At 63.9% G+C, this 26,577-nt stretch carries 29 protein-coding genes, 1 tRNA gene and 2 pseudogenes; 15 read left to right on the top strand and 17 right to left on the bottom strand.

What is annotated here, in order from left to right:
- Positions 1-11: 11 nt before the first annotated feature.
- The 4 genes from serA to K2Y56_RS05265 all read right to left on the bottom strand — a co-directional run bounded on the left by serA (position 12) and on the right by K2Y56_RS05265 (position 5,276).
- Complete coding sequence (serA, locus tag K2Y56_RS05280) at positions 12-1,604, bottom strand: phosphoglycerate dehydrogenase (RefSeq protein ID WP_292505833.1); 1,593 nt, start codon at positions 1,602-1,604, stop codon at positions 12-14.
- 302 nt (positions 1,605-1,906) lie between these two features.
- The gene (locus tag K2Y56_RS05275; protein WP_292505831.1) at positions 1,907-3,085 is read right to left on the bottom strand and encodes a phosphoserine transaminase; all 1,179 of its coding nucleotides are present in this window, start codon (positions 3,083-3,085) and stop codon (positions 1,907-1,909) included.
- A gap of 129 nt (positions 3,086-3,214) precedes the next feature.
- Complete coding sequence (gene trmD, locus K2Y56_RS05270; RefSeq protein ID WP_292505926.1) at positions 3,215-3,910, bottom strand: tRNA (guanosine(37)-N1)-methyltransferase TrmD; 696 nt, start codon at positions 3,908-3,910, stop codon at positions 3,215-3,217.
- A gap of 85 nt (positions 3,911-3,995) precedes the next feature.
- Complete coding sequence (locus tag K2Y56_RS05265; RefSeq protein WP_292505828.1) at positions 3,996-5,276, bottom strand: hypothetical protein; 1,281 nt, start codon at positions 5,274-5,276, stop codon at positions 3,996-3,998.
- Between the two features lie 262 nt (positions 5,277-5,538).
- Between K2Y56_RS05265 and K2Y56_RS05260 the strand changes: the two genes are divergently transcribed.
- From K2Y56_RS05260 to K2Y56_RS05250, 3 genes are all read left to right on the top strand, one after another.
- Entirely contained in the window at positions 5,539-6,273 is a 735-nt protein-coding gene (locus K2Y56_RS05260; RefSeq protein ID WP_292505924.1) for a methyltransferase domain-containing protein, read from the top strand.
- Between the two features lie 65 nt (positions 6,274-6,338).
- Positions 6,339-6,809 (top strand): hypothetical protein, encoded by a 471-nt coding sequence (locus K2Y56_RS05255; RefSeq protein WP_292505826.1) that lies wholly within the window; start codon positions 6,339-6,341, stop codon positions 6,807-6,809.
- A gap of 28 nt (positions 6,810-6,837) precedes the next feature.
- Positions 6,838-7,335, top strand: a complete 498-nt coding sequence (locus tag K2Y56_RS05250) for a hypothetical protein (protein WP_292505824.1) — start codon at positions 6,838-6,840, stop codon at positions 7,333-7,335.
- A gap of 3 nt (positions 7,336-7,338) precedes the next feature.
- On the opposite strand, the gene rimM is transcribed toward K2Y56_RS05250, so the two are convergent.
- The 4 genes from rimM to K2Y56_RS05230 form a co-directional block, all read right to left on the bottom strand.
- Positions 7,339-8,019, bottom strand: a complete 681-nt coding sequence (rimM, locus tag K2Y56_RS05245; RefSeq protein WP_292505822.1) for a ribosome maturation factor RimM — start codon at positions 8,017-8,019, stop codon at positions 7,339-7,341.
- Between the two features lie 153 nt (positions 8,020-8,172).
- Complete coding sequence (rpsP, locus tag K2Y56_RS05240; protein ID WP_292505820.1) at positions 8,173-8,535, bottom strand: 30S ribosomal protein S16; 363 nt, start codon at positions 8,533-8,535, stop codon at positions 8,173-8,175.
- Between the two features lie 110 nt (positions 8,536-8,645).
- Entirely contained in the window at positions 8,646-10,205 is a 1,560-nt protein-coding gene (gene ffh, locus K2Y56_RS05235) for a signal recognition particle protein (protein ID WP_292505818.1), read from the bottom strand.
- 24 nt (positions 10,206-10,229) lie between these two features.
- Positions 10,230-10,448, bottom strand: a complete 219-nt coding sequence (locus K2Y56_RS05230) for a glutathione S-transferase (RefSeq protein ID WP_292505922.1) — start codon at positions 10,446-10,448, stop codon at positions 10,230-10,232.
- A gap of 331 nt (positions 10,449-10,779) precedes the next feature.
- Here K2Y56_RS05230 and K2Y56_RS05225 point away from each other — a divergent pair, with 331 nt between their 5' ends.
- Positions 10,780-11,769, top strand: coding sequence for a MaoC family dehydratase (locus tag K2Y56_RS05225; protein WP_292505815.1), 990 nt, complete (start codon positions 10,780-10,782; stop codon positions 11,767-11,769).
- Here K2Y56_RS05225 and K2Y56_RS26445 read toward each other — a convergent pair.
- From K2Y56_RS26445 to K2Y56_RS05210, 4 genes and pseudogenes are all read right to left on the bottom strand, one after another.
- Positions 11,735-12,124, bottom strand: a pseudogene (locus K2Y56_RS26445) (NUDIX domain-containing protein); the annotation flags it as partial. The gene K2Y56_RS05225 and the pseudogene K2Y56_RS26445 sit on opposite strands and share 35 nt — an antisense overlap.
- A gap of 151 nt (positions 12,125-12,275) precedes the next feature.
- Positions 12,276-13,373, bottom strand: coding sequence for an S-methyl-5-thioribose-1-phosphate isomerase (gene mtnA, locus K2Y56_RS05220; RefSeq protein WP_292505813.1), 1,098 nt, complete (start codon positions 13,371-13,373; stop codon positions 12,276-12,278).
- A 66-nt stretch (positions 13,374-13,439) separates the two neighbouring features.
- A tRNA-Ile gene (locus K2Y56_RS05215) sits at positions 13,440-13,515 on the bottom strand.
- A gap of 248 nt (positions 13,516-13,763) precedes the next feature.
- Complete coding sequence (locus K2Y56_RS05210; protein ID WP_292505811.1) at positions 13,764-13,997, bottom strand: hypothetical protein; 234 nt, start codon at positions 13,995-13,997, stop codon at positions 13,764-13,766.
- A gap of 332 nt (positions 13,998-14,329) precedes the next feature.
- Here K2Y56_RS05210 and K2Y56_RS05205 point away from each other — a divergent pair, with 332 nt between their 5' ends.
- Together K2Y56_RS05205 and K2Y56_RS05200 are read left to right on the top strand one after the other, a co-directional pair.
- Positions 14,330-15,061, top strand: coding sequence for a Crp/Fnr family transcriptional regulator (locus K2Y56_RS05205; protein ID WP_292505809.1), 732 nt, complete (start codon positions 14,330-14,332; stop codon positions 15,059-15,061).
- Positions 15,062-15,199: 138 nt separating this feature from the next.
- Positions 15,200-15,436, top strand: a complete 237-nt coding sequence (locus K2Y56_RS05200) for a hypothetical protein (protein ID WP_292505807.1) — start codon at positions 15,200-15,202, stop codon at positions 15,434-15,436.
- A gap of 191 nt (positions 15,437-15,627) precedes the next feature.
- Here the strand turns inward: K2Y56_RS05200 and K2Y56_RS05195 are convergent, their stop codons facing one another.
- The gene (locus tag K2Y56_RS05195; protein ID WP_292505805.1) at positions 15,628-16,986 is read right to left on the bottom strand and encodes a TAXI family TRAP transporter solute-binding subunit; all 1,359 of its coding nucleotides are present in this window, start codon (positions 16,984-16,986) and stop codon (positions 15,628-15,630) included.
- A gap of 805 nt (positions 16,987-17,791) precedes the next feature.
- Between K2Y56_RS05195 and K2Y56_RS05190 the strand changes: the two genes are divergently transcribed.
- From K2Y56_RS05190 to K2Y56_RS05175, 4 genes are all read left to right on the top strand, one after another.
- Positions 17,792-18,607 (top strand): transglutaminase family protein, encoded by an 816-nt coding sequence (locus K2Y56_RS05190; RefSeq protein WP_292505803.1) that lies wholly within the window; start codon positions 17,792-17,794, stop codon positions 18,605-18,607.
- A gap of 62 nt (positions 18,608-18,669) precedes the next feature.
- Positions 18,670-19,020 carry a hypothetical protein gene (locus tag K2Y56_RS05185; protein WP_292505800.1) on the top strand — a complete coding sequence of 117 codons (351 nt, stop codon included), beginning with the start codon at positions 18,670-18,672 and terminating at the stop codon, positions 19,018-19,020.
- A 7-nt stretch (positions 19,021-19,027) separates the two neighbouring features.
- On the top strand, positions 19,028-19,378 hold the full coding sequence (locus K2Y56_RS05180; RefSeq protein ID WP_292505798.1) for a 4-fold beta flower protein: 351 nt from the start codon (positions 19,028-19,030) through the stop codon (positions 19,376-19,378).
- A gap of 88 nt (positions 19,379-19,466) precedes the next feature.
- A complete protein-coding gene (locus K2Y56_RS05175) occupies positions 19,467-19,691 on the top strand; it encodes a hypothetical protein (RefSeq protein ID WP_292505796.1) in 225 nt (74 codons plus the stop codon).
- Positions 19,692-20,266: 575 nt separating this feature from the next.
- Here the strand turns inward: K2Y56_RS05175 and K2Y56_RS05170 are convergent.
- A complete protein-coding gene (locus K2Y56_RS05170) occupies positions 20,267-20,533 on the bottom strand; it encodes a hypothetical protein (RefSeq protein WP_292505794.1) in 267 nt (88 codons plus the stop codon).
- A gap of 298 nt (positions 20,534-20,831) precedes the next feature.
- On the opposite strand from K2Y56_RS05170, the gene K2Y56_RS05165 reads away from it, so the two are divergent.
- Together K2Y56_RS05165 and K2Y56_RS05160 are read left to right on the top strand one after the other, a co-directional pair.
- Complete coding sequence (locus K2Y56_RS05165; protein ID WP_292505792.1) at positions 20,832-21,308, top strand: BLUF domain-containing protein; 477 nt, start codon at positions 20,832-20,834, stop codon at positions 21,306-21,308.
- Positions 21,309-21,456: 148 nt separating this feature from the next.
- Complete coding sequence (locus tag K2Y56_RS05160) at positions 21,457-21,729, top strand: hypothetical protein (RefSeq protein ID WP_292505791.1); 273 nt, start codon at positions 21,457-21,459, stop codon at positions 21,727-21,729.
- A 64-nt stretch (positions 21,730-21,793) separates the two neighbouring features.
- Here the strand turns inward: K2Y56_RS05160 and K2Y56_RS05155 are convergent, their stop codons facing one another.
- Entirely contained in the window at positions 21,794-21,991 is a 198-nt protein-coding gene (locus K2Y56_RS05155; RefSeq protein WP_292505789.1) for a hypothetical protein, read from the bottom strand.
- Positions 21,992-22,377: 386 nt separating this feature from the next.
- Between K2Y56_RS05155 and K2Y56_RS05150 the strand changes: the two genes are divergently transcribed.
- From K2Y56_RS05150 to K2Y56_RS05140, 3 genes are all read left to right on the top strand, one after another.
- Positions 22,378-22,845, top strand: a complete 468-nt coding sequence (locus tag K2Y56_RS05150) for a hypothetical protein (protein ID WP_292505787.1) — start codon at positions 22,378-22,380, stop codon at positions 22,843-22,845.
- Positions 22,846-22,848: 3 nt separating this feature from the next.
- Positions 22,849-24,084, top strand: a complete 1,236-nt coding sequence (locus K2Y56_RS05145; protein ID WP_292505785.1) for an HlyD family secretion protein — start codon at positions 22,849-22,851, stop codon at positions 24,082-24,084.
- A 234-nt stretch (positions 24,085-24,318) separates the two neighbouring features.
- Entirely contained in the window at positions 24,319-25,647 is a 1,329-nt protein-coding gene (locus K2Y56_RS05140; RefSeq protein ID WP_292505783.1) for a TAXI family TRAP transporter solute-binding subunit, read from the top strand.
- A gap of 58 nt (positions 25,648-25,705) precedes the next feature.
- On the opposite strand, the gene K2Y56_RS05135 is transcribed toward K2Y56_RS05140, so the two are convergent.
- Together K2Y56_RS05135 and K2Y56_RS05130 are read right to left on the bottom strand one after the other, a co-directional pair.
- Positions 25,706-25,966, bottom strand: coding sequence for a hypothetical protein (locus K2Y56_RS05135; protein ID WP_292505782.1), 261 nt, complete (start codon positions 25,964-25,966; stop codon positions 25,706-25,708).
- 404 nt (positions 25,967-26,370) lie between these two features.
- Positions 26,371-26,577 (bottom strand): annotated as a pseudogene (locus K2Y56_RS05130) (IS5/IS1182 family transposase); the annotation flags it as partial.

The raw sequence follows: 26,577 nt of genomic DNA, 5'->3' as shown, positions 1-26,577 counted from the left end.
CTGGCGATACCCTAGAAACTCACCGCCCGCACGCGCTTCACCTGCGGAATTGCCGCGATTTCGGCGACGATATCTGGTGAGATGGGCGCGTCCACGGCACAGAAGCAGATTGCGTTGCCGCCCTCGGTCTCGCGGCCGAGATTGAAGGTCGCGACGTTGACGCCGGCTTCGCCGAGCACCGTGCCGAGGCGGCCGATGAAACCCGGTTTGTCGTGATTTCGCACGTAGAGCATGTGGGGCGCGATGGCGGCGTCGATGGCGATGCCGCGGATCTCCACCATCCTGGGCTTGCCGTCGTGGAAGACGGTGCCGGCGGCGTCGCGCGGCATGTCCTCGGCATCGACCGTGATCCGCACGACGGACTCGAAGTCGCCGTGCGGACCCTCCCGCTTGATCTCGTCGACGACGATGCCGCGCTCGCGCGCCACGGCCGGCGCCGAGACCATGTTGATGTCGGCGAGGAAGGGCCGCAGCACTCCCGTTACCGCCGCTGCGGTCAGCGCGCGGGTGTTCAAGGCCGCGACCGCACCCTCGTAGGTGATGCGGATGCCCTTGATCGGCGCATCGGTGAGTTGGCCGAGGAACGAGCCGAGCTTGTCGGCGAGCGCCACGAACGGCTTGAGCCGAGGCGCTTCGTCCGCCGAGATCGACGGAAAGTTGATCGCGTTGCTAATTGCGCCCTGAAGAAGGTAGTCGGACATCTGCTCGGCGACCTGAAGGGCGACGTTCTCCTGAGCCTCACTGGTGGCCGCGCCGAGATGGGGCGTGCAGATCACGTTGGGATGGCCGAAGAGCGGGTTGTCGGTGGCCGGCTCCTCAATGAAGACGTCGAAGGCAGCGCCGGCGACGTGCCCGCTCTCGAGGGCGGCGCGCAGGGCGACCTCGTCGACGAGGCCGCCGCGGGCGCAGTTGACGATGCGAACGCCGGGCTTCGTCCTTGCGAGGTTCTCGGCCGAGAGGATGTTGCGGGTCTTCTCGGTCATCGGTACGTGCAGCGTGATAATGTCGGCGCGGGCGAGCAGCGCGTCGAGTTCGACCTTCTCGACGCCGATCTCGATGGCGCGCTCAGGCGAGAGATAGGGGTCGTAGGCGACGACCTTGAGCTTCAGGCCGATGGCGCGGTCGGCTACGATGGCGCCGATGTTGCCGCAGCCGATGATGCCGAGCGTCTTGCCCGTAAGCTCGACACCCATGAAGCGGTTCTTCTCCCACTTGCCGGCTTGCGTCGAGGCATCGGCCTGGGGAATCTGGCGGGCGAGCGCAAACATCATGGCGATGGCGTGCTCGGCCGTGGTGATCGAGTTGCCGAAGGGCGTGTTCATCACGATCACGCCCCGAGCCGTGGCGGCAGGCACGTCGACGTTGTCGACGCCGATCCCGGCGCGGCCGATCACCCTGAGGCGCGTGGTCTGCGCCAGCGCCTTCTGGGTGACCTTGGTGGCAGAGCGGATGGCGAGGCCGTCATAGCCGCCGATGATCGCGGCGAAGCGGTCCTTGTCCTTGCCGAGATCGGGGAAGAAATCGACGTCGATGCCGCGATCCCGGAAGATCTGCACGGCGGCCAGGGAGAGGGAATCCGAGATGAGAACCTTGGGAGCGGGCATGGTGGCCTCCGGCTCTTGAGAAGGGAATTTGGTTTGGGGACGCAGTTTCTGTTGCGGCAAGCGCCGGCTTTCCCCTCTCCCCGCCGCGCGGGGAGAGGGCTGCTGACCCCTTGTCGGGTCAGCGGCAAGCGGGAGGCGCAGCCGAAGCGAGGGTGAGGGGGCGCATCCGGAAGTGCCTCCTCCGACATTGCCCCCTCACCGTCAGCTGCCGCCTCGTTCCCACCCCGGCTAGGGGTTCGGAACCCTCTCCCCGCGAGCGGGGAAAGGGGCGCTTACGCCGTAAGCATGGAGACTCGACGACCTTAAGCCGCTTGAGCGAGCAGCTTCGCCTTTTCTGCCGCGAAGGCCCAGTCGAGCCACGGCGTCAGCGCCGTGAGGTCTGAGGCCTCGACGGTAGCGCCGCACCAGATCCGAAGCCCGGCAGGCGCATCGCGATAGGCGCCGATGTCGAAGGCGACGCCCTCAGCCTCGAGCGTCTCGGCGATGCCCTTGGCGACGGCGGCGACGGCAGCGTTGCCCTTAGCCAGGACATCCGAATCCGTGATGACGAGGCAAACACCCGTATTGGTGTAGGTCGCCGGATCGGCGGCGAGATGCCCGATCCATGGGGTCTGGGCGACCCAGTCGTGAATGACCTTGGCGTTAACATCGGCGCGGGCATGAAGCGCGTCGAGGCCGCCGATCGACTCGGCCCAGCGCAGGGTGTCGAGGTAATCCTCAACCGCGAGCATCGAGGGCGTGTTGATGGTGTCGCCCTTGAAGATGCCCTCGATCAGCTTGCCGTCCTTGGCAAGGCGGAAGACCTTCGGGATCGGCCAAGCCGGGCTGTTCGATTCGATCCGTGCTACGGCGTGGGGCGAGAGGATGATCATGCCGTGCGCGGCCTCGCCGCCCATCACCTTCTGCCAGGAGAAGGTGACGACATCGAGCTTGTCCCAGTCGAGGGGCATCGCGAAGGCGGCCGAGGTCGCGTCGCAGATGGTGACGCCATCGCGGTCGGCGGCGATCCAGTCGCCGTTCGGCACCTTCGCCCCGGCGGCAGTGCCGTTCCAGGTGAAGATGACGTCGTTGTTCTTCGTGTCGATTTTCGACAGGTCGGGCACCACGCCGTAGGGCGTCTGGTGGACGATAGGCGAGATCTTGAGTTCCTGCAGCGCGTCGGTCACCCACTCGGCACCGAAGGCCTCCCAGGCCGCGACCTCGACGGTCCGTGAGCCGAGCATGGACCACATCGCCATCTCGACGGCGCCGGTATCCGAGGCGGGCACGATGCCGATGCGGTAATCGGCAGGAACGCGCAGGACCTTGCGGGTCAGGTCGATCGCTTCCTTCAGCTTGGCCTTGCCGAGGGCGGAGCGGTGCGAGCGTCCGAGGGCAGCCCCTTCGAGGGCCTGGAGGGTCCAGCCAGGACGCTTCGTGCAGGGGCCGGACGAGAAATTAGGCACGCGGGGACGCGATGTGGGACGGTTCATAGCGGTCATCCTTCCAGATGAAAGCTCCTCGTTGGGGAGGAGTGGCCCGCCTCTGCCAATGAACCTGTGCCGTCGAATAAGCAAGCTGCCTCATCATGAAGCAGCTTGGCGCGTCGAGCCCTCAACACCGGCTTCGCCTCAGGCGTCCTCACCTTCCAGCAGGTCCGGCCGGCGCTCGCGGGTGATCCGAAGCGCCTCCGCCTCGCGCCAGCGGGCAATGGCGGCGTGATTGCCGCCGGTGAGGACGTCCGGGATCGCCCTACCCTCCCAGTCGCGCGGCCTCGTGTAGTGAGGGTATTCGAGCCGTCTCGCTTCGAAGCTTTCCTCGACGCCGGATTCTGCCTTGCCCATGACGCCGGGCAGAAGCCTCACGCAGGCATCGAGCAGGACCATCGCGGCGATCTCGCCGCCGGAGAGGACGTAGTCGCCGATCGATACCTCTTCGAGGCGGCGCCCTTCGATGACCCGTTCGTCCACCCCCTCGAATCGGCCGCACACGATGATGACACCTGGGCCTCCGCTCAGGGTCCGCACGCGGCCCTGCGTGAGCGGACGGCCGCGCGGGCTCATGAGGAGGCGCGGGCGCTCGTCAGCCCCGATAGCGTCGATGGCAGCCGACAGCACGTCGCAGCGCAGCACCATTCCGGCCCCGCCCCCGGCGGGGGTATCGTCGACCGCGCGATGCCGACCGAGCCCGTGCTCCCGAATCTGGCGCGCCTCGAGGCTCCACGTCCCGCGATTCAGGGCGTCGCCAGATAACGAGACGCCGAGCGGCCCCGGAAACATCTCGGGGTAAAGGGACAGGAGGGTGGCGTGCCAGGGCGACGAGGTCATCGTGGCGACGGCTTGGACCGAAGGCGAGGCGGCGGCAAGGCGAAAAACCGAGCCACTCCATGCCATGTGTCGGGCGCTCCGTCCGTTATTCGATCGTGTAATCCGCGTCGACTTCGCCCTTGTCGTCGGTTGTCATCACGAACGTGATCTTCTGTCGGGTCTCGACCAGCCCGGAGGCCTTCGTTTCGGCGATGATGGCCGTGTAGCGGCAAGTCAGGGATTTCGGTCTTGCATCCCTGACGAGCTCGGGATCGGCCAAGGCCTTCAGGGTCTTCTTCGCGTCGCGGAAGGCCGGTCTCTGGTTGACGGCCTCGATCATGCCCTCGCGGGCCACCGGATTGGCGCAGCCGACATCAGCCTGCGCCTCTGCAGGGCGAGTTGCGGGAGCCGGAGCGGTCACGATGGTGAAGGGCTGGTCGATCGAGGTGACGCGGTCGCTGAGCTTGTCGCGCAGGATGTAGGTCAGCACGTAGGCGCCCGGCGCCGCGCCAGTCAGGTCGACTTTGGCATCGATGTAGAACTTGGGGTCGCTGGCATCGCCGGGCATGGTCAGGTCGCGGTCGAGCATGGCCTTCTGACCGCCCAGGACCTTGCCGTCCCGCGTCCGGATCTCGAAGTCTACGATGACGCCGAACCGCTTCTTGCCACCGTCGGCGGGCAGCGTCGCCTGCCCGACGGGTTCGATATAGGTCAGCAGCGCCTCGCCCGGCGTGAACGCGTCGTTGGGACGGACGTCGACGTCTCCGAAGCTGTCCGGGCGTCGCTTGACGAACACGGCGCGGCGCACGGCGAAGGGAGGTGCCGTTGCCGGCGCCGGCGTGACGGCCGCGACCTTAGGTGGTTGCGGCGGGACCGGCTGCACGGCGGCGCTGCCGCCTTCGCCCGGGAACCTGAGGCTGCTCAAGATGCCGGACAAAGCCGCCTCGTTGTCCTTGCGCTCCTCGTTCGATCCCATGACGGTGATGAGGACCACGCGGTCGCGGCTCGCCTCGACGGTGATGAGGTCGACGATGGTCTTCCCGTTCTGGCCTTTCGTTGCGTAGCGCTGGACCCAGGCCGGGATGCCGGCAAAATCCATCGTCAGCTCGACGGGTTTGACGCTCAAGGAGACCTTGCTCTCCTTCAGGTAGTCCTTGCTCCCCTTGATCAGCTCGTTGAGCTCGGACCGCTTCCCGAAGCCGATGGTGACGACGAGATACCCGTCAGGGGCGATCGTCGCGATCTCGTTCTCGAGCTCGGTGATGTCCCAATTATTTGGGACGCTCAGCGTGACCGCGGGGCCCTCCGCCGGCAGGGCGAAATCCTTCGCCAAGGATGGCCACGCCAGCGATGCGAGCATCGCGCAGGCCAGAACCCAAACCCTCATGTCGTCGCCCCTGCTTGCCAAAGCCCGCCGACGACACTCGGAGAGCCCAGATGGCAGGCCTCCGCCCGGTCCGCTCGGCGCCCCTCGACACCACCGCGATGCATCAAAGATCCTGTTCGTGCATGAGGCTTCCCATCATGGCGATCAATTGAAATGACCGGGGAATTCGGGGGACAAATGCCGGCGCGCGATGGCCGTCTCGCCGACGCGAAATTCGGTGGAGACTGGTCCGGTACGGGACGTGAACTACCTCTTGGAGATCATGACACGCCTCCTCGCCATCGCTTTCCTCCTCACCCTCCCGGCACAGGCCGCCGAGCCGCTCGGGCCGCCGGGACTGCCGGCCAGCGCCTTTCCGAAACCAGACCGGCCGGTGGCGGAGATCATCACGCCGCTCTGGGCCGCCGAAGCCGACCGGGACAAGGTCGACGAGGTCGGTCAGGTGGCGCGGCTGATGACAATCGCACCCGGCGAGACGGTAGCCGATATCGGCGCCGGCAGCGGCTACTACGTGACACGGCTGAGCCGCATCGTCGGCCCGGCCGGACGGATCTTCGGCGAGGACGTGATCCCGCGGTATCTCGACGACCTGTCGCGGCGGGTGCGGAGCGAGAAGCTTTCGAACGTCACCGTGGTCCGCGGCGAGCCCCACGATCCGCGCCTGCCGCCGAACTCGGTGGACGCGGCCGTGCTCGTCCACATGTACCACGAGATCAGCCAGCCCTTCGGCCTGCTCCACAACCTCGCCGGAGCGATGAAGCCCGGCGGCCGGGTCGGTATCGTGGACGACGACGATATCCCCTCCAATCACGGCACCCCGCCCGCGCTTCTGCGCTGCGAGCTGTCAGCCGCCGGCTACCGCGAGACCGGGTTCCATAAGCTCGAAGGCGGGAGCCACTACCTCGCCGTGTTCGAGGCCCCGGCCGCGGCGGCCCGGCCGGACCCCGCCAAGATCAAGCCCTGCAAGGACGAGACGACGCGAGCCAAAGCTCGGTAGCGGATGGGGAGGAGGGCCGATCAATGCCGTCCTGGCGCAGAACCGCGGAGCAAGGAAGCCAAGGCATGATCAAGCGCTACGCGATCTTCGCCGACTACCATCAGTTCTATCTATGGGACCACGGGACGAGCCCTGACGCGGCGACGAATTATACGGACGAGGATGTGGCGCGCCGGATCAAGGCGGAACCTTTCCTCGTCGTGGTTCAGCCCGAGCGCAACATGGAGATGCCGGTCGAGCTCGAACTCGCCGAGCAGGCGCCGGAGCTGGACCTGCAGGCATGGGACCACGTGGCGGAGGCCAGCCTCGACCTGCCCTCGGGCCGGCTGGAAATCCACGAATCTACCGGTGGCTCGATCGACATCCTGTCCGTGCCTGCAGGCCAGTACCGGGTCAGGGCCTATTTCGGCGGGCTCGGGACGCTCAGCGAGGATGGGCTGGACGGAGACGATCATTACAGGATCGTCCTTTGGCCGGCGCCCTACACCGACATCGCGGTGCTGAAGCAATATGTCGATCCGCGCGGCACGGCCTGAACTTCACGCTCTTTCAGGAGACCTTCCCATGCGCATCCTCGTCATCGGCGTTCTCTGTCTCGCGGGAGGCGCCGCCCAGGCCGAGGGGTTCGCCGTTCGGGATCTCAGGACCATCAAATCCGAGATCAGCGCGGCGCTCGACCGGCGTTTCACGTTGCGCGCCGAGGCGAAGCGGCTGACCCTGACCTGCCCGGATTGCGAGGGCGCCCCGATCATCGACATCCTGCTCGGCCGCCAGGACGACGGCACCGAGGCCCGTGTGCGTTCGGGAGAGACGACGATGGCGCGGCTCGAAGCCTTGTGCCAGGCAAGGAGCCCGGATTGCCGCCTCTCTCCCCTTTCGGTGGCGCCGGCAGTGGGCTGGATCACCACCTACGCGATCGCATCGACCGCGGGCTCGACCGCCATCATCCTGCACGGCGGCGACCTCCTGACGATCCGCTCGCTCGCCAGCGACCGGGCGGTCGCCTCGGGGAATGCCGAGCGGCTGGCAAGCTCGGTAGCGCCGCGTATAGTCGGCCGCTGACGCCTAAGCGGGCTCGTCCGGAGGCTTCGGCCCGGCCGGGGTGAACAGGTCGTCCGGCGGGTCGATGACGACGCGCCTGTTCGGGACGTCGAGCACCGGCACGAAGGCCTTGGTGAAGGGCAGGAGGGCGGTGACGCCGCCGGCGGCCGGTTTGATCTCCAGGAGATCGCCGCCGCCGTAATTCGGCACATCGGTGATCGTGCCGACGACCGTGCCTTCGCCGTCGACGACATCGAGTCCGACGAGGTCGGCGGTGAAGACCTCGTCCTCGTCTTGCACTTCGCCCAGGCGCTCGCGAGGAAGATAGAGTGCGAGGCGGTTGAGGGCTTCGGCTCCATTCCGGTCGGTGATGCCCTTGACGCGGGCGACTAGGAGATCCGGCGAAGTCCCGGCGGCCGGACGCACGCTGGTCAACTCGATGCGGCGGCCGTCGGCGCCGATCAACGGACCATAGGAGGCAATGGCGGCCGGATCGCCGGTATAGGATTTCAGGCGGACTTCGCCGTTCAGCCCCTGGGCGCGGCCGAACTCGCCCATCCGGACGAGGCTCGGATCGGCTGGCGGCAGCGACGCGTCGGCCTCGGGCTCAGGGCGCCGCGGCGCCGTGACCGCGCCAGGATCGAGCCGGCTGGGCCGATCCGCTCGGTGGCCGCCGCGGGAGGATGAGCCGGGACGGCGTGACATGCGGTTGCTCTCGCAAGGTCGTTCAGTTTCGACGCGCTTCCCTCCCCTAGTTGGGAGGGATCGAGGGTCAGAGCGGCTGGGTGACCCGAGCCCGAGGCCAGCGGAACTCCCCCACCCCCCTTACCCCTCCCCACGAGGGGGAGGGGAAAACCCTTACGCCGCAGCGTCTTCGGCCGGGGCGGCGGCCTTCTCGGCGCGCTTGGCTGCGCGCTCCTTGGCCTTCTCGCCGGGCTCGGCCTTCTGCGGGTTGTTGCGGGCTGGGCGCTTGGCGAGGCCGGCCGCGTCGAGGAAGCGCAGGACACGGTCGGTGGGTTGGGCACCCTTGGCGAGCCAGGCCTGGATCTTCTCGTTCTCGAGCACGATGCGGGCCGGATCGTCCTTGGCCTTCATCGGATCGTAGACGCCGACCTTGTCGATGAAGCGCCCATCGCGCGGGGCGCGGGCGTCGGCGACGACGATGCGATAGTATGGGCGCTTCTTGGCGCCGCCACGGGTGAGGCGAATCTTGAGGGACATCGGTTTCTCCTGAATGGTGATGTTTGGTTGTTCTAGGCCAATAGTGGGTAGTGAGTAGCGAATAGAGCCAATCTGAAATCCATTCGCTAGTCGCTACTCCCTATTCGCCCCTACTTCTTCTTCCCGAATGGGAATCCGCCGAGACCTGGCAGGCCGCCTTTTCCACCGCCGAGCCCCGAAAGGCCCGGCATCTTTGCGCCACTCCCGAGGCCTGGGGGCATCGGAGGCAGCTTTCCGCCCATCTGCTTCTGCATGTCGGCGATCATCTCCGGCGTCGGCTCGGGCATGCCCGGAGGCAGACCAGGCATTCCGCCCATGCCACCGCCACCGAGCCCGAACATCGAGCCGAGCGCCTGGCCGATGCCGCGCTTGCCCGAGCCCATCGCCTTCATCATGTCGGCCATGGTCCGGTGCATCTTGAGGAGCTTGTTGAGCTCCTCGACCTTCGTCCCCGAGCCCGCGGCGATGCGCTTCTTGCGCGAGTTCTTGAGGATGTCGGGATTCTTGCGCTCCTGGGCGGTCATCGAGGAGATGATGGCGCGCTGGCGCTTGAACATGTTCTCGTCGAGGTTTGCGCCCTCGACCTGCTTCTTGATCTGACCCATGCCGGGCAGCATGCCCATCAGGCCGCCGATACCGCCCATCTTCTCCATCTGGGCAAGCTGCATCGACAGGTCGTCGAGGTCGAACTTGCCCTTGCGCATCTTCTCAGCGGTGCGCAGGGCCTGCTCGTGGTCGATGGTCTCGGCAGCCTTCTCGACGAGCGAGACGATGTCCCCCATGCCGAGGATGCGGTTGGCGACGCGAGAGGGATGGAACTCCTCCAGCGCATCGACCTTCTCGCCGGTGCCGACGAGCTTGATCGGCTTGCCGGTGACCGCGCGCATGGAGAGCGCCGCACCGCCGCGGGAATCGCCGTCCATCCGGGTGAGGACGATGCCGGTGACGCCGAGCCGCTGGTCGAAGGCGCGGGCGGTGACGACCGCGTCCTGCCCGGTAAGCGCGTCGGCGACGAGCAGAACCTCGTGCGGGTTGGTGGCGGCCTTCACCTCGGCCGCCTCGGCCATCAGCGTCTCGTCGAGGGTGGTGCGGCCGGCGGTGTCGAGCATCACCACGTCGAAGCCGCCGAGCCGGGCCGCCTCCATGGCACGCCTGGCGATCTGCACGGCGGACTGGCCGGCGATGATCGGAAGGCTCTCGACCTCGACCTGCTTGGCGAGGATCGCGAGCTGCTCCATCGCCGCCGGGCGGCGGGTGTCGAGGGAGGCGAGCAGCACCCGGCGCTTGTCGCGAGTGTTGAGGCGGCGGGCGATCTTGGCGGTGGTCGTGGTCTTTCCCGAGCCCTGAAGGCCGACCATCAGGATGGCGACGGGCGCGGGCGCGTTGAGGTCGATGAGGCCGACATCGGAGCCCAGCATCGCCACGAGCTCGTCGTTGACGATCTTCACGACCATCTGGCCCGGCGTCACCGATTTGACGACGACGGCACCCACCGCCTTCTCACGGACCTTCTCGGTGAAGTCGCGCACCACTTCGAGGGCGACGTCGGCCTCGAGCAGGGCGCGGCGGACCTCGCGCAGGGCTGCGGTGACGTCGGCCTCGGTGAGGGCGCCGCGGCGGGTCAACCCGGACAGGATGCCGGAGAGCCGGTCGGATAGGCCTTCGAACATGCGTTGGCTCCCCTCAGACGGACGTCACTGGTCGAGGCCTGCGTTGGTGACCCGGCGTGCCTGGAGACCGGCCTCGAAGGCCAGGATCGCCTTGGCGAATTTGTCCCGGCATTCGGGATTGCAGAAGCCGACCACGGCTCCGTTGTAAAGGGTCAGCGAATCAGCGGCGATCGGCTTGCCCGACCACGGGCAGGTCTCGTTGACCGCATCGGTGATGCTGAGTTCGGAAGCGGCGGCGTGCATCGGCTCGTTCAAGGTCGTCAGGGTCGGAGACGCTCCATATGCCAACGCAAAACCCGCCCGAGGGCGCATCGCGCTGTCGGGCGTTGACCTCCGGTCTCACAGGGCCGGTCGGCGTGGTGCGGTGACGAATGCTCGTCTGATGTGAGCGGCGGGGCTAGTCGCGATCGCCCCCGAAGTCAAGGAGGACGGTGCGTGGGCACTGCCCCAGCACCGACTGTCGCAACGCAGACGCACCGCAACCGACGTGCTAGACGCCCCCCGGTTTTGCGGCATTGGGTACCCTCAACTCCCGCCCGGAAGCCGCGTCCTTACCATCTGGCGAGGCCCATCGATGAATGCCATCGCGTTCGAGGATTTCACGCCCGGCGAGGTGATCGAGGGCGGACCTCTCACCGTCACCCGCGACGCGATCGTCGCCTTCGCGGCCGAGTTCGATCCGCAGCCTTTCCACCTCGACGAGGCGGCGGCCGAGGCGACGTTCGTCGGCACCCTGATCGGCTCCGGCTGGCAGACGGCCGGGTTCGGCATGCTTCTCCTCCAGCGCCACGTCTTCCGCGGCGGCTCGTCGATGGGCTCGCCGGGGGTGACGCAATTGCGGTGGTTGCGGCCGGTCGTGCCCGGCGATGCGCTCAGGATCGTCGCCAAAGTCGAGGATTGCCGGGCCTCGAATACCAAGCCCGACCGCGGCTTCGTCCGCTTCGCGATGAGCGTGCTCAACGGCCGCGACGAAACCGTGATGACACAGGCTTTCATGGTGATGTTTCCGTGTCGGGGGACGCCGCCACTGCCGCCCCGCTCGGTCACCCTCGACGATCCCGAACCGCCGGCCGAAGGAGAGGATGCCGCGCCGCTCCTCTTCCTCAAGGAGTCGATCATTGGCCAGCCGCGCGACCTCGGCCGACATCTCTTCACGGCTGAGGACATCGTCGCCTTCGGCCGCGCCTACGACCCGCAGGTCTTCCACACCGATCCGGAACGCGCGAGGGAGACCCATTTCGGCGCGCTCTGCGCCTCGGGCTGGCACACCACCGCCGCCTGGATGAAGCGCCTCCACATCACCCGCGGCCGCGACATCGCCCTCACCCAGCGCAACGGCCCGGTGCCGCAACTCGGCCCCTCGCCGGGTTTCCGAGACCTGCGCTGGCTCGCACCCGTCTATGCCGGCGACGTCATCCGGTTCACCTGCACGCTGACCGAGGCCCGCGCCACCGCCTCGCGCCCCGGCTGGGGTCTGGCCACCCACCACAATACCGGCGTGAACCAGCGCGGGGAGAAGGTGTTCGAGTTCAAGGGATCGGTGTTCTGGCAGTGGGAGGCGTGAGGCCTTGAGAACGCGCCATCCGCGATTGCTTTCGCACGAGTTCTGCAAGGCCCGGCAGAAAGACTGTCTCGCGGCTTTCTTCTATCTCGTCCGCGGACCACCAGCGGGTCACCTGCATGGCGGTGCGTTTTTCCGGGCTCATCCCATGCAACACGATATCTTCGACGTTGCAGTACCCGGCGAAGAAGATGTCGGTGTTCGTGACGATGCTGCCGTGATGCTCAAATCGGTCGGTGGCTGTGTGAATCGGCCCCCGAAGCGGTAGATCGAGACGAAGCTCTTCCGCCAGCTCGCGCGCCGCCGCTTCCGCATCCGTCTCGCCGGCCTCGACCGTCCCACCCCGCGTCGCCCAGAATTGAAAAGCCCGTCCGCTCGCTTTATCGAAAACCGGATCAGCAGCACGTGGCCGGTCGGCGACAGCAAAACGACGCGTGCAGAACGCCGAAGCGTTTCGACAGTGCCCTCACCAGTCTGCACCATCGGACACACCCATTTGGCGGCGAAATTCAGGCTGCCTTCCGCCGCTCCGGATAGAGAGAGAGCAGCCCCTCCGCATCCGCCGCCGCCACACCGCGCTCTGTGATGATGCCCGTTACAAGCCGCGCCGGCGTCACGTCGAAGGCCGGGTTGGCGACGGGGCTTCCGGGCGAGACCACCTGGATCGTGGCGAAACTGCCATCATCGCGGCGCCCGGTCAGGTGCGAGACCTCGCGGCCGTCGCGCTCCTCGATCGGGATCTCCTTGACGCCGTCGGACAGGGTCCAGTCGATGGTCGAGAACGGCAGCGCGGCGTAAAACGGGATGTCGTTGTCGTGGGCCGCGAGCGCCTTCAGGTATGTTCCGATCTTGTTGCAGACGTCGCCGGTCGCCGTGGTCCGATCCGAGCCGACGATGCAGATGTCGACCTCGCCGTGCTGCATCAGGTGACCGCCGGCATTGTCGGCGATGACGGTGTGAGGGACGCCGTGACCGTTAAGCTCGAAGGCGGTGAGCGCGGCGCCCTGGTTGCGCGGCCGCGTCTCGTCGACGAAGACATGGACGGGCACACCGGCCTCATGGGCGTTGTAGATCGGGGCCAGAGCCGTGCCCCAATCGACGGTGGCGAGCCAGCCGGCGTTGCAATGGGTCAGCACGTTGATCGGCCGGCCCTTCCGGCGGTGGAGTTCGGCGAGGATGCGCCCGCCATGCTCGCCGATGGCGCGGCAACTCTCTACGTCCTCCTCGGCGATCCGGGCCGCCTCGGCAAGAGCGAAGGCGGCGCGTTCTCCCGTCGGCACGGCACGAAGCTTGGCGGCGACGCGGCCGAGCGCCCAGCGTAGGTTGATCGCCGTCGGGCGCGTCGCCCCCAGAACGGCGCTGGCGGACTCGATGCCGGCATCCGAGGCATCCTCCCGCATCGCCAGAGCCAGCCCGTAGGCCGCCGTGACGCCGATCAGGGGCGCGCCGCGCACCACCATGGTGCGGATGGCATCCGCAGCCTCCTGCATGCTCGCCAGGCGCCTGAGCTCGAAGGCGAACGGCAGACGGGTCTGATCGATGACCTCGACCGAGAGGCCGTCGTCGGCGAGGAAGATGGTGCGGTAGGGCTTGCCGTCGATGTTCATGGCCCCGTTCTGAGGGGGCGATATGACCGTTTCAAGTCATATTCGAGCACGAAACGAAGGGAAAATTGGTGGGCCCGGCAGGACTCGAACCTGCAACCAGACCGTTATGAGCGGTCGGCTCTAACCATTGAGCTACAGGCCCATCGCCCATTTCCGTAGAGGGAAAGGGGGTCCCGCGTCCAGCTTCTTCGGGGCCGGATACCCCCGAATTCGGTCCGTTCCTGCCCTCTCTGGTCCGGCGGCGGTCCCGCGTTCCCATGACGCTCGGCGCGCGTAGACCTCGGCGGTCCGCAGGCTGTAGTCGGTGTGCTCGCTGTCGGGTGGGTAGCGATAGGACAAGGAAGGCCGGCTCTCGCTGCGTTAAGAATCGTGCAAGGTGGGCCGGCCTCCCTACGACGCATCCTCCACAACCATCAGGAGTGCTGCAGCGAGGACGCGCTGGCCGACCGCGTCGCGTACATCCATCCGAAGCTGAAGCGCATCCTTGTCGCCAAGGCTGCCTCCTGCGATCTCGATCAGGGACCGCCGCGCCTCGGTCCGGACGCTGTTGAGATCCTCGTGCTCGCTCCCGACGCTGTCGGGGAACGAGACGCTATTGTGAACGTCGAAGAAGTAGCGAGGCATGTAGCAAACTGTGGTTGGATCAGGCGCAACATAAGGATCTGCGGCCGCCAACGCCCGTTTAAATCGGTCAGCGATGAAGCCATACGTGCATTGGGCTGACAAAGTTCCCGTCGATACCACATATTGATAGCCTGGATTTCTGATTCGGATAAAACCAATCTGGTTTATGTTTTGAAAGCGGATTGCATACAGTTAATGTACGGTATGGTACATCAAACGCACAAATCGTACGCAAAAGAAATGCTCGATGAAACTCGGTGATAGTACGATATACATGAGGCCTCATTGGGCGATGCGAGCCTTCTGCTTCGCTCTGCCGCGCCGAGGGGCATATGCAAGCGCCGACTTACAACCACGTTCGCAACCGACTTCTCGCCTCGCTCTCGGAGGCTGACTACGAAGCGTTGCACCCCAGCCTGGAACTCGTCACCCTCAACGTCAGAGACGTGCTGATCGAGGCAGATGCCTTGACCACGCATGCCTATTTCATCGAGAGCGGCATCGTCTCGTCAGTCGCCACGACAATGGATGGCGTAGAGGTCGAGGTCGGTGTCACCGGTTTGGAGGGGCTGATCGGCACCTCCCTCCTCCTGTCGGTCGATCGCACACCCCACAAGAACTTCGTTCAGGTCGCCGGTGAGGCGCTTCGGGTGAAAGCCGCCGATGTCAGAGCCATCGTCGATCGGCATCTAGCGATCTGGCCCATTCTGACCCGCTATGCGCATTGCTTCCACTTGCAGGTCGCTCACACCGCCTTGGCGAATGGCAAGTTCGGCGTGGAACAGCGCCTCGCCCGCTGGCTGCTCATGTGCCACGACCGGGTTGAGGGAGACGAGTTCCCGATCACCCACGAGTTCCTCTCGGTCATGCTGGGTGCCCGCCGGCCGGGTGTGACGGTGGCTGTCCAGGTTCTCGAAGGCGAGCACATGATCCGTGCCCAGCGTGGCCGGATCACGATCCTAGACCGCCAAAAGCTGATCACCGCTGCAAGCGGCAGCTACGGCCTGCCAGAGCGTGAGTATCGCCGCTTGATCGAACCAACGCTGACGCCTGAGCTAACCTGAGAGTGAGCGCATATGGTCCGCGATGCTCTAGAGGCTCGTGCCCCGCGCTGCCCTTGAGACCGTTGAGACTCTCACGGCCTAAACGTTACGATCTGTCGGCCGGCGGAGAACCAAGGAACGATCCCGGATTATTGAGCGATGCCGCGCTACTACCTGCATATTCGAGATGGCGAACGGACGATCCCGGATGAGGAGGGCTATGACCTACCCGACCTCGATGCTGCGAAAGCCGAAGCCGTTGAGGGCGCACGCACCGTCCTCTCCGAGAAGCTGAAGATCGGCGAGCTCCTCGATGGGCAGCGGATCGACATCATGGATGAGGCTGGCTCGCTTCTGGCGACGGTATGGTTCAGGGACGTGTTCCGCGTCGGTTGATCGTCATCAAGGCGGACGGACTGATATCGTCCCGTCATCATAATGGACGTCGGTTTTTGCCTCGCCCGAAAGCGATCGTTCATCTTGGCTGAAGGCTCGGCGCAGGGGAGTGGTGCCGGTCCGGGCGGGAGCCGCCTCAGGGCGCGTAATCGCGCTCAATGCCAACGTTTCGTGGATCTGCAACTGGTCCCTTAGTCAGGCGTATCCCTTTGCCCCATCGCGCGGCCGACCGTGGATCGCGCAGCGTCGATGGCGACCTGGGCGGCGCCGAGCATCCGGAGTTCCGTCGGGCGATTGAGGGCCTGGCGCGCGATGCTCGCAGCGAGCTCGTCCACTTCGCCGGCTATCGCAGCCAGGCGCTCGCGGTCGCTCTCGCGGCGAGCGGCCGAACGAAGCTCGAGCAGGCGCGATGTCGCCACTTCGATCCGCTCCCGACGGATGCGGCCGAGGCGCTGACGCAACCAGGCGAACACGGAACCCAGGCCGCCGCCGAAGATAGCGACGAGGTAGATCCAGCTCTCGTAGCGCTCGATGAAGGTCTCCTGCTCGCGCTCGTAATAGTCGATGGCGCCCGGATGGATGGGAAGGCGCGCGCTGGTGGCATCGGCGGTGTGCTCATAGGCCGGATGGGCGACGACGTTCGCCGCCGGGACCGTCTCGGCGATCGCGGCCCGCATCTCGAACAGGTGCTGCGTCACCTCCGCGGCGCGGCTGCGCGAAAGGCTGGCGCGCGCCATCAGGCGATAGGATGAGCCGACGGTCGCGACGTCCTCCTCCGGCAGCCGGGGATCGCCGCCGAACAGCGCCGCCGGAACCGTGACCGGTTGGAGATGGGGATGGCGCGTCAGGACCGCCGCGGCGTCCGGTACCCCGAACAGCGTGACACCGCTGTTCTCGCCTGCTTGTCCGATGTTGCCGACGACCCGTCGCGCGGCCGCGAAGGTGGGTGTCGTCACCAGTACCATCGCATTGATGCGAGCGTCCGCGAGGGCCGTGAGAAGATCCGCCTCTTCGACGGGCACAAGCGCGACGGCTCTTGGCGGTACGCCGCCGCCGGGCGTATCGGATGACAACTCCAACCCGTAATGGGCGAGGAGGTCGCGAACCAAGGTGCGGTCGGCAGTCCTCTCCGCCAAGATTCCCAGGCGTTTGCCGGCAAGGTCGGGAATTGCCTTGATGCCAGACGCGGTGGGCGCAACGACCAGGACAGCGAGCTCTCGCAGCACGGCCAGGGTCAGACCGTTGCCCGGCATCGATACGTCGGGCCTGACGACGGCGAGGTCGGCTTTACCGGCCTTCAGCGCCTCTGCGCTTTCGCGAACACCATCAAGGGACAAGACCTTCAGCTGGATACCGGCTTTCGTTCGCGCAAGTTCGTTCGCGAAGGCCCGCAGCAGCGTGGGCTCCGTGCCCCCGCTCGGAGCGACCGCGATGGTCAGGGTCGCGGGACCCGTCAGGTAGAATGCAGCGATGACGCCGAGGCCGAGCAAGATGGCGAGCCCAAGGGGAAGCCATCCCTCCCGGCCTCTTGGAAGCGATACCTTGGCCAATCCTGCTCCCCATCCAAACGGCCTCATCGGACCGTGGCTTGCATGGAGGAGGCATACCAGCTGTTTGCGAAGGAGCGCCACAACAGGCCTGCTTCGGCAGAACCAGTTTTGCGTTCTCGCCCGTGGGATTGCCTAAACGGTGGATACTCGCCTACCCCGCTTGCGACCTAACTTCGCCGCAGGAGCCTATCGGCGGTGGTAGCTGGAAAGTGGATCGAGACATCAGTGCCGCCTATCGCGCCGTTCGCGGGCTGAAAAGGCAAGTTCTTCTCGACCGGGAAGCACGAACTTCCTCTCTATTTGCCGACAGAATTGCCCTGATCGAAAATCTCAGGGCGCGCATCTTACGTCGATTTTCGAGATTTTTGCATCGTTTCACCAAGAACTCTGATAGGGATATCGAACCGCCGTTAAAGATGGGGTAGTTCTAGATCCCTGTCGCGAATTCGCCTTTCGAGAAAGACACTTCATGATCAACGAGAAGCCGGACGAGGCATTCTCGGACCTTCCCTTTCGGGCGATTCAAGACGGCATCACGGCGGCCATGGCAGTTCTTCGCTTCCGGGCTGGCAGCACCTCTTGACCCTCAAATTCGTCGACCAGACAGGTTGGTGAAAGCTTTGGAGCCTTTCCTTCGCCGTCGGCGGCGAAGCGCTTCATGCATTCACCGTTGCGGCCGAGGTAGGCGGCGGCAGAAGCGCGTTCCAGGAACCGCTGCCGACCCTGCACTTACACGACCCCTGTCGCCCTCCGTACGTCGACGATGGGTCACGCGGCCCGAGCGTTCTTACCTTGGAGAGAGCCCATGCGCATCCTTGTCGGCTGCGAGATGACCTACACCTTTCACGAGCCCACGCCGGTCATAGCGACGCTCAACGTCCATGCGTCGCGGGTCTCGGATCTGGAGCGTCCGGACTACCTCGTCACGAGTCCGTCAGTGCCCCTGGAGGGTTATCGCGACAGCTTTGGGAACTGGTGCCAACGGATGACCGCTCCGGCGGGCGTGTTCACGCTGAGAACCGAGACCATCGTGCGCGACGAAGGTAAAGGCGACCACTCCGTGCTCGACGCGAAAGAGACGCCAGTAGCGAAGCTCCCGACAGACACCCTGCTGTTCCTGCTAGGCAGCCGCTACTGCGAGACCGACCGGCTTTCGCAGATCGCCTGGGACCTGTTTGGGCATCTTCCATCCGGCTGGAGCAGGGTCCAGGCGATCTGTGACTACGCCCATGACCGGATTGCGTTTGGCTATGAGCATGCCCGCCCCACACGCACCGCGTTCGACGTGTTCGAGGAACAGCAGGGTGTTTGCCGCGACTATGCGCACCTCGCCATCGCGTTCTGCCGATGCATCAACATTCCAGCCCGTTACTGCAATGGCTATGTGAGCGACATCGGACTTCCGCTTCCGCACGCGCCGGGTGATTTCGCGGCCTGGATGGAAGTCTTTCTCGATGGCCGGTGGCACACTTTCGATCCGCGCAATAACTCGTCTCGCATCGGCCGCATCCTCATTGCTTACGGGCGGGACGCCGCTGATGTGCCGCTAACGCTGACATTCGGGGTAAATACCCTCACGAAATTCCTGGTCACGACCGAGGAAGCACCTGCCGTGCTGTGAAGAAAAAGAACTGTATTCGACCTCCAGCCGAATAATCATTGATTTCAAGAAGGCATCTTATCATGAATAAAACGGACATGCTCGCCGAAAACGTCTCGATCATTGATCTTGCGGGGCGAAAAGCAGACCGCCTCGCCTACGTGAAAGGCGTCTACCTCAACATGGTGCCAGATCAAGCGAAGAATCCGACACTGTGCGTTCGCCTCAGCCGACTTGGCCCGGGTATCCAGCCGGCTTACAGGATCGAGCGAAATGATACCGATGGCCAGACCGTCATCATGGGGTTCTATCAAGGCGACAAGCACACCCCGCTGGCCAAGCGGCTCCACGATAGTGATGGACCGACATGGAGCAGCGAGACCGTGAGCTACGTTGACCTTCGTTCATTGCACAACAGTCATATCGGGATATGAGCCGCTCATGATCGAGTTTTTCGACAGGGCAGGCAATGAGGCGGCGTTTTGCCAGGATGGGCACAGTCTCTATCTTTGGGAAGGTAAAGCTGCAGCCTTCATTCAAGATGACAGGATCTACGCCCTCGATGGCCGCTTTATCGGCTGGGCTGACAGGGGCTGGATCTTGGATGAGGACGGAGCGTGCTTGCTCTTCGAACACGATGCGGTTGGCGGTCCCGAAAAACCGAAGCGCCAGGCGAAAACTACGCCTGGCCCGAGAGGCGCGAAGCCGTCACGAGTTGAACCGCAATATACTCCAACACGTCCGACGGTATCACCGGTCTGGTCTGATCGCGTCTTCTCGGATTTGATCTGAATAGAAGCTAGACAATAAAATCTCATCCTCATTGCACGTACAGTGCAGGGATATGACATTTATTTTATGAACTTAGATGGGAATGTGAATGACGTTGACCAAAAAGCTTGCTCGCGTGCTGACGGACAAAACAGAGGGCAGCTACCGATTGACCTTTGAGTCGGTGGATGGAGAGATCTACCGCATCCTCGCTACCGAAAATCAGGTGAACGACCTCATTGACGAACTTGATGAGCTTGTCGGCGATGATGCCGATAAAGGGCCTGAACTGACCGAAGAGGAAGAACATGTCGGAGAGGAGCAGCCTTCCTAGCCTCAGGTGCTCTCGGCCACAGATCTATAGGACGATCTGTCTTCAATTTCGGGCACAATCGAACCTTGCTTGGCCCTCTCCATAGTCCCAGGCCGGTGCAGGTTCTCGGGCTATGGAACAATTGGCTTGCAACGCGTCGTTTTCCTTCCGGGTTAGCGGTCCGGGCGCAGAGACATCGAGCATGTTCATTTTCCACGCCAACGAGCCCGATCTGGCCAATCGGATCGTTCAGGTTCACGCGATCACCCGCCAGGACTCCGTGGTGGTGAGACGCCAGTTGCGCCGTTCATAGGTGTTTACGTTCCTCTCCGACCTCCCATTCTGCTTCGTCGGGAGTGGGGCGTCCGGTGGGCCAGTTCTGAGGGCGTGAGATTGCAAGGATCGGACAGCAGGCTCACAGGGTGCTGCCGAGCTATGTCACGGCACTGTCGAAACCTGTGATCCGTTCGCTCACGATCTCGACGCGTAGCTGAGGCGTCATCGAACGTCTCTCCGCTTCAGACGACAAGTCCCTGAGGGTTGGGCGTCGCCTCGTGACTTCGCAGCCCATCCTGCACGAACGCTTTTCGCGAGCCTCAGAAGCGGCGCGGACTTGACGGCCTCACCCCGGGAACGATGTCGGTGTCATCATCGACTTCCGGGGCTCCGAATTCATCCACATCCGGCGACGGCTGCTCGATCCGTCCCGGCGGCTGGCCCTCCAAGTCGAGCTCCTGCTCTTGTCTCGTACGCGGCAGGTTGTTGGCAGGTCGGTCATCCAGACCAGGCGGAACGCTCTGCGCACCGGCGGGGATCGTAGTGATGAGGCCGAGTGCCATTATGGACAAAATCATGAGCTTCATCGGGACATCCTGGTCTCGGCGGGAACGTCCGCACGTCGTCTTACACCGACCAGTTGGTACTGTCTGAACATGTCCCTCCATGCACGCCATTCGACTCCGTTCGGTTCACGATGAGGGGGGGCTTTTTCATACGCTCAACGCCCTGTCGACCTAGGCTCATCGTCCTCCACGATGGCCGCGATCGCCCGCGCCACGCTCTGGTCGGCTATGTTTAATGTCATATCGGGTTCGTTGCGCTATCCTGCCGCTCATGCGTTGGGCGGATTGACCTGCCTGGCATGAAAAGGCGAGCCCGACCATGTTCGACGAACACGGTTTTCGACGCGACGTTGAGTTGGACGAAGTCGCGCTGCCGGCACTTTATCATTTCGTCTATTGTAGCCGTGCCGCCGACGGCGTCGACGAGGCTGAAATCGGTCGCATCGTCGAATCGGCCCAGCGCAACAATCTCGCGCGCGGCATCACCGGGGTGCTGGTTTTCGGCAGCGGCGTTTTCTTCCAGTGGATCGAGGGGCCGGCCACCGAAATACAGAAGCTGATCGCAAGCCTGCATGGCGATCCGCGGCATTACGATATCGTCTCGCTGAGTCAGAGCGAGGAGGAGCGAGAGCGTCTCTATCCGGACTGGGACATGGAAAGGGTCGACGCAGAGGACATCCGCCTGGTGCTGCAAGACGCCCTTGAAGATGCCGAAGACAAGAACAACGTTGCGGCATTGACGCGGATACTCGAGCAACTCGATTCGGGGCAATTAAGCTCGCTCGGGCGAAGGTGATCGAAGCAGAACCTGGCAACCTCCATCCAATGGAGATCATGTCGTTCGTGCCTTCACCCGCACGAAGCTCCGTATGCTGACGTACAGAACAAATCGGTCACACCGGCGATTTTGTCCTCAGGGTGGGGCATTGATCAGTGAGGCGACAGTGCCCCGCTACTTTTTCGATATCTACGATGGACGGTCGTTCATCCGAGACAGCGAGGGCACCGATTGTGCCAACGTGGACGCCATCAAGGATGAGGCCATGAATGCGCTGCCTGTGATCGCAAGGGATGTGATCCCGACAGATGGCGACAAGCAGGCGTTCACGGTCCCGGTGCGCGACGAGACCAACTTGACCGTCTACTCGGCAACGCTGACATTCGCCGGGCTGTGGATGGGCGATGTGCCCATCCCCGAGCCCGAGCCAATGGTTTAGGGCTTCTCTGAGCCGATCGGCTTTGCGGTCCGGGCGTCTGTCTCTGCGATCCGCGCCGCGCCCGTCACGCTGCCTCCGGCACGTCTCGGCGCGCCGCGATGGCCTCGGCCTCGAAGAGGGCTGATATGGCCCTTTCGAGCCGGTTGAGGACGACATCATCAATGATGACCGGGAACGTCCTCTCCAGCGCACGGGTCGCTCCGACGATGGTTGCGATAGCTGCCGCTGATCGTGGCAGACTCTTGATTTCGATGATGGGCATGAGGCGTCCTATGTCGTGTTCACTATGCGCCACGATTGGATAATCGCCTAAGGTTTTCGCCAATTGCCCCGGTTACCTTACTTCGAACTCAAGGGTGAAGTTGCAGTCCACCCTCGTCGTTGATCCGTCCAGTGATTGACCGCCGTTCCCCCAACGCATGGATCTGGGCAATCCCAGCCGGAGGACCGACGGACGCGGAACAATATGAGTCCGTCAACCTGTACGGGTGGGAGGTAACCGATAATGTTTTTTCGACGTGGCAGGCGAGACGAGCGTGCGAATCTAGTGTAGCTTGAGTCTCGCGCGGAGAGGGTTTGGAAATTTACTCTCGGCAGGCGGCGCATACTGGTGTCTTGATAGCGTCGCCACTTCTGTCGGAGGTTCGCATGACCGACACCATCAATCCGGCTGCACCGCATCATTTGCCGATATTCATTCCACCGGCCGACGGGACAGACGTGTTTATGTCTGTCATGGCGGTGGTTCTCGTCGTCGTGGTGATGGCGGCGGGGCTTCTGTTCCTGCGCCTGCACACCTTGCCCGAACGGATGGCCCACAAGAGCCACAAGCTGCAATTCGAGATCGTCGCCGTACTGGGGCTGCTCGCCCTCTTCACGCACATCCATCTGTTCTGGGTGATGGGCCTCCTCCTTGCACTGATCGATATTCCGAACTTCGGAGGGACGCTCAGTCGGATCGCAGGATCCCTCGAACGGATGGCGGGCATTGCCCCCGGCAAGGGAGCCGCCGACGCTCACGACGAGACCGGTGTCGTCGATGGCCACCATGACGAGATTCCGCCCCCACCGCGGCCCATCCCGAGGATCGTTCCGGCCAGTACGACGAGGACCTGATCCATGCTCGAAATCTTACTGTGCTCGGTGCTGACGATCCTGCCGGACTATCTTTTCCGACGCTTCGGTCAAGGCAAGCGGTTCGGCAAGGAAATCACGCTCTACTCGGTGTGGTTCGAGCTACGATGGGGCATCGTCTCGTGCCTTATGCTCTCCGTAGGGCTGATCACGGTGATTTTCTATTATCACCCATCCACAAAGACCGCGACCTTGTACTACAGAACCGTTCCCATCGTCTCGGAGGTAAGCGGACGTGTAGCCGAGATCTACGTCAATAGTATCAGCGGCGAGGTCAAGCAGGGCGAACCAATCTTCCGCCTGGACAGCGCGACCCAGGAGGCCGCCGCGGAATCCGCCCGCCGCAAGATTGCCGAGGTCGAAGCAGCGATGGTGGCGGCACGGTCCGATATCGTGGCCTCCGAAGGCAAGGCCCAAGAGGCTCGTAGCGGCCTCCAACAGGCCATCGACGAACTTGAGACGAAGCAGGAACTGAACCGGCGCGGCGCCGGCATCGTTGCCGTTCGCGAGATCGAGAAGCTCCAGAACGTCGTGAGCGGCCGGCAGGGGGCTGTCGCTGCGGCGACGGCCGCCAAGCAGACCGCCGAAGCGCAGTTGAGCAGCCTACTTCCAGCCCAGAAGGCCAGCGCCCAGGCGGCATTGGCGCAGGCCGAGGTTGAGATCGCCAAGACCACGATCCGTGCCGGCGTGAAGGGCCGGGTGGAGCAATTCACCCTGCGGGTCGGCGACATCGTCAACCCCTTCCTGCGACCCGCCGGCGTGCTGATCCCCGACGGCGCCGGGCGAAAGGCCATCACGGCGGGCTTCGGGCAAATCGAGGCTCAGGTAATGAAGGTCGGCATGCTGGCCGAGGTCACCTGCGTCTCGAAACCCTGGACCGTGATCCCGATGGTGGTGACGAGCGTGCAGGACTTCATCGCCGCCGGGCAGTTCCGAGGCGGTGAGCAGCTCATCGATGCGCAGCAGGTGGTGCGACCGGGGACCATTACCGTCTTCCTTGAGCCGCTCTACGCCGGTGGACTCGAAGGCGTGACGCCGGGCAGTAGCTGCATCGCCAACGCCTATACCAGCAATCACGATCTGATCGCCTCAGGCACGCTCAGTACCACGAGGAGTTTGGTCCTCCATGCTGTCGATGCCACTGGGATCGTCCACGCCATGATCCTGCGGATCCAGGCACTGATGCTACCGATCCAGACTCTCGTGCTTAGCGGACATTGAAATAGCTGTCTTCGAAAGTCTTCCTACGTTAGCGGTAATATTCACTGCCTTTGCAACCTTCTATTTTCTGCTGGTGCTCAGGATGACACCGTCGCCGAGCGGTACCGGTAAGGCCTTCGTCAAGCAGCTCACCGACTTGCCGTGGGCCTTCGCGTCTGCCGATCGGGCTGTCTCAGTTCTGGATTTCTGCCGCGTCCGTTCAACCTGCGACGCGCCCGTCGGGACCGGCCCGATATGATGCCATTCCTCAAGATCGTCGCGGTTGTCGGGGTCCTCTTCGTCGGGACCGCGGGTGGCGTCTACACCCTGACACGCCATCCCTCGCTGATATCGGCCAGATACACTCTGACCCTTGCAACAGGCCCAGTCGGCAGCGACGGGCAAAGAGTACTCGCCGCCTTCATCCGCGATCTGTCTGCCGAACACCCCCTTGTGCGGCTCGTCCCGGTGCCGAAGGAAAACCTGTCCGAGAGCGCAGAGGCGCTCAAGGAAGGTCGCGTCGATCTCGCCGTCGTGCGGAGCGACCAAGAGGCGGCGGCGATTGGCCGGACGATCTTCGTCCTTCGGCAAGATGGTGTCTCGGTTCTGCTGCCGCCGGAGTCCAAGATCGAGAATGTCAGCCAACTCGCGGACCAGAAGCTCGCCGTAGCGAAAGGGTCTGATCCCGGCCTGCTGAAGGCTTTCTTGCAGTTCTATGGCCTGCGCGAGGCCAATCTCATCGAGATGCCCGCGACGGAATTCGGACCCGTCCTGAAAGCACGTCGCGTCGCAGCGGCAGTCCTTACCGGGCCGCTTGGTCCGGGGCCGATACCGGACGCCTTCGCGGGTATCCGGAAGAGCTTCAAGGCAAAGCCGTCCTACCTCGACATCGCGGAAGCGGATGCCATCGTCGCCCGGAACCCTGCCTACAAGTCAATCGAGATCAAGCAGGGAACTTACGGGGGGACGCCGAGCGAACCCGACGAGGCGATCCACACCTTCGCCGTCCGCACCCTGCTCGTCTCGCGCGCCTCACTGCCGGACCGTGTTGCTGGCGAGATCACACGGCTCATGTTGACGACGAAGGCGAAGCTCGTCGCCACACTGCCAGCAGCAGCACAGATGGAAGCGCCCGAGACGGAGCGGTCCTTGCTGCTTCCCGTACATCCCGGAACACTCGCCTATCTGAACGGCGAACAGGAGAGTCTGCTGGACCAGACAATCAACTTCTACTGGTTGGCCGTCATGGTCTTCGCCGTACTGGCGCCCCTCGCCGCCTGGATCGCCTCCAGGCGTCGGCTGCGCCGCAGCCGCGAGGAAAAGACGAAGTTGCTTCGCGTTCTTCAGCTGTTCAGGCTGGCCAAGGTGGGTTCAGCAGCGCAGCTCGCCACCGCCGACACGGAGCTGGAAGGAATTTCGGACTGGCTTTTCGAGCGGCTTGCAGCCGGTGAGATCGAGCGTGACCAATTTCAGTTTTTCGAGCGGATGATCGGAGATTTGCGCGAGGCCATCGAGAAGCGTCTCAACGACCTCGCTGCCATGGAGGTATCTTCAAGACCGATCCTCAAGCAGGGCCTTGCATGAGCCGAGCCTGTATCGTGGCCCAATCTCGTAGTTGAGGGTGGAAAAGACCTATTGGAAGTTACCAGCGTCGAACACGGACCACGCGCGGCCCGTAGTATCCACGCCGAACCACCCCGACTGCACGTGGCCCGTAGTAACCGCGCCGAACCACCCCGACTGCACGTGGCCCGTAATATCCGCGCCGAACGGCAACCGCACCACTAGGACCTACGCAGCCTGCTCGATAGACACCGCGTGCACAGACCACGGCACTCGCTTCCGTTGGGACATATGCAAGCAGGCCAGTGAAAAGACCAAAAGCGACCATGACGTATTTCATGACGAGCCCTCCGCGCGCTGCAGGGTAATTACATCCAGGCACCAAATCGAATGACAGCAATCGTCATTCTAGCATGCAACCGCGAAACTGTCCGATTATTCTGACTCGATAGATAGGCTGTCGGATCGGATTGCATTGGTGATTATCGATTTGAATCGAGCTAGCTATCGGAGGGCGGATCAATGGCGGCTGGCACCACCAAATCGCCACCTGACCGATTTGCCAACTCACCTGTTAGAAGTAGAGGTTCCGCTTTCCAGCCATCTCAGTGAGGCGCATCCGGGCATGGGGCTGCCGGAAGCGGAGGTTCCGCTTCCGACCGAGGCCGTGTGAGAACGCAGGTCTTGCAGACCCTCAGGCGTACGGGCAGAGCAGCTTTGTAGGTCGAAGTGCCGAGCCTCAGGCATGGCCGCCACCAGCGGACCGAGATCGGAGATCTGAATCATCCGCTTCTTGGTGTAGGCCGGAACCTGTCGACTCATCTCGGTCATGACTATCGCAAAGGTCCGGGTCAGGAAGTGGGTGGCACCCATCCAGGCCTTCAGGATCCCAACCGGGTGCTCCACGGTCTGGCGACGGATCTTCATCGCGTTCGGCATCCGATCGAGACG

It is taken from the genome of Methylobacterium sp. (assembly GCF_019745455.1).
GTDB lineage: Bacteria > Pseudomonadota > Alphaproteobacteria > Rhizobiales > Beijerinckiaceae > Methylobacterium.
The sequence above is the reverse complement of the archived record's forward strand: the minus strand, read 5'-3'. Positions and strand labels throughout refer to the sequence as shown.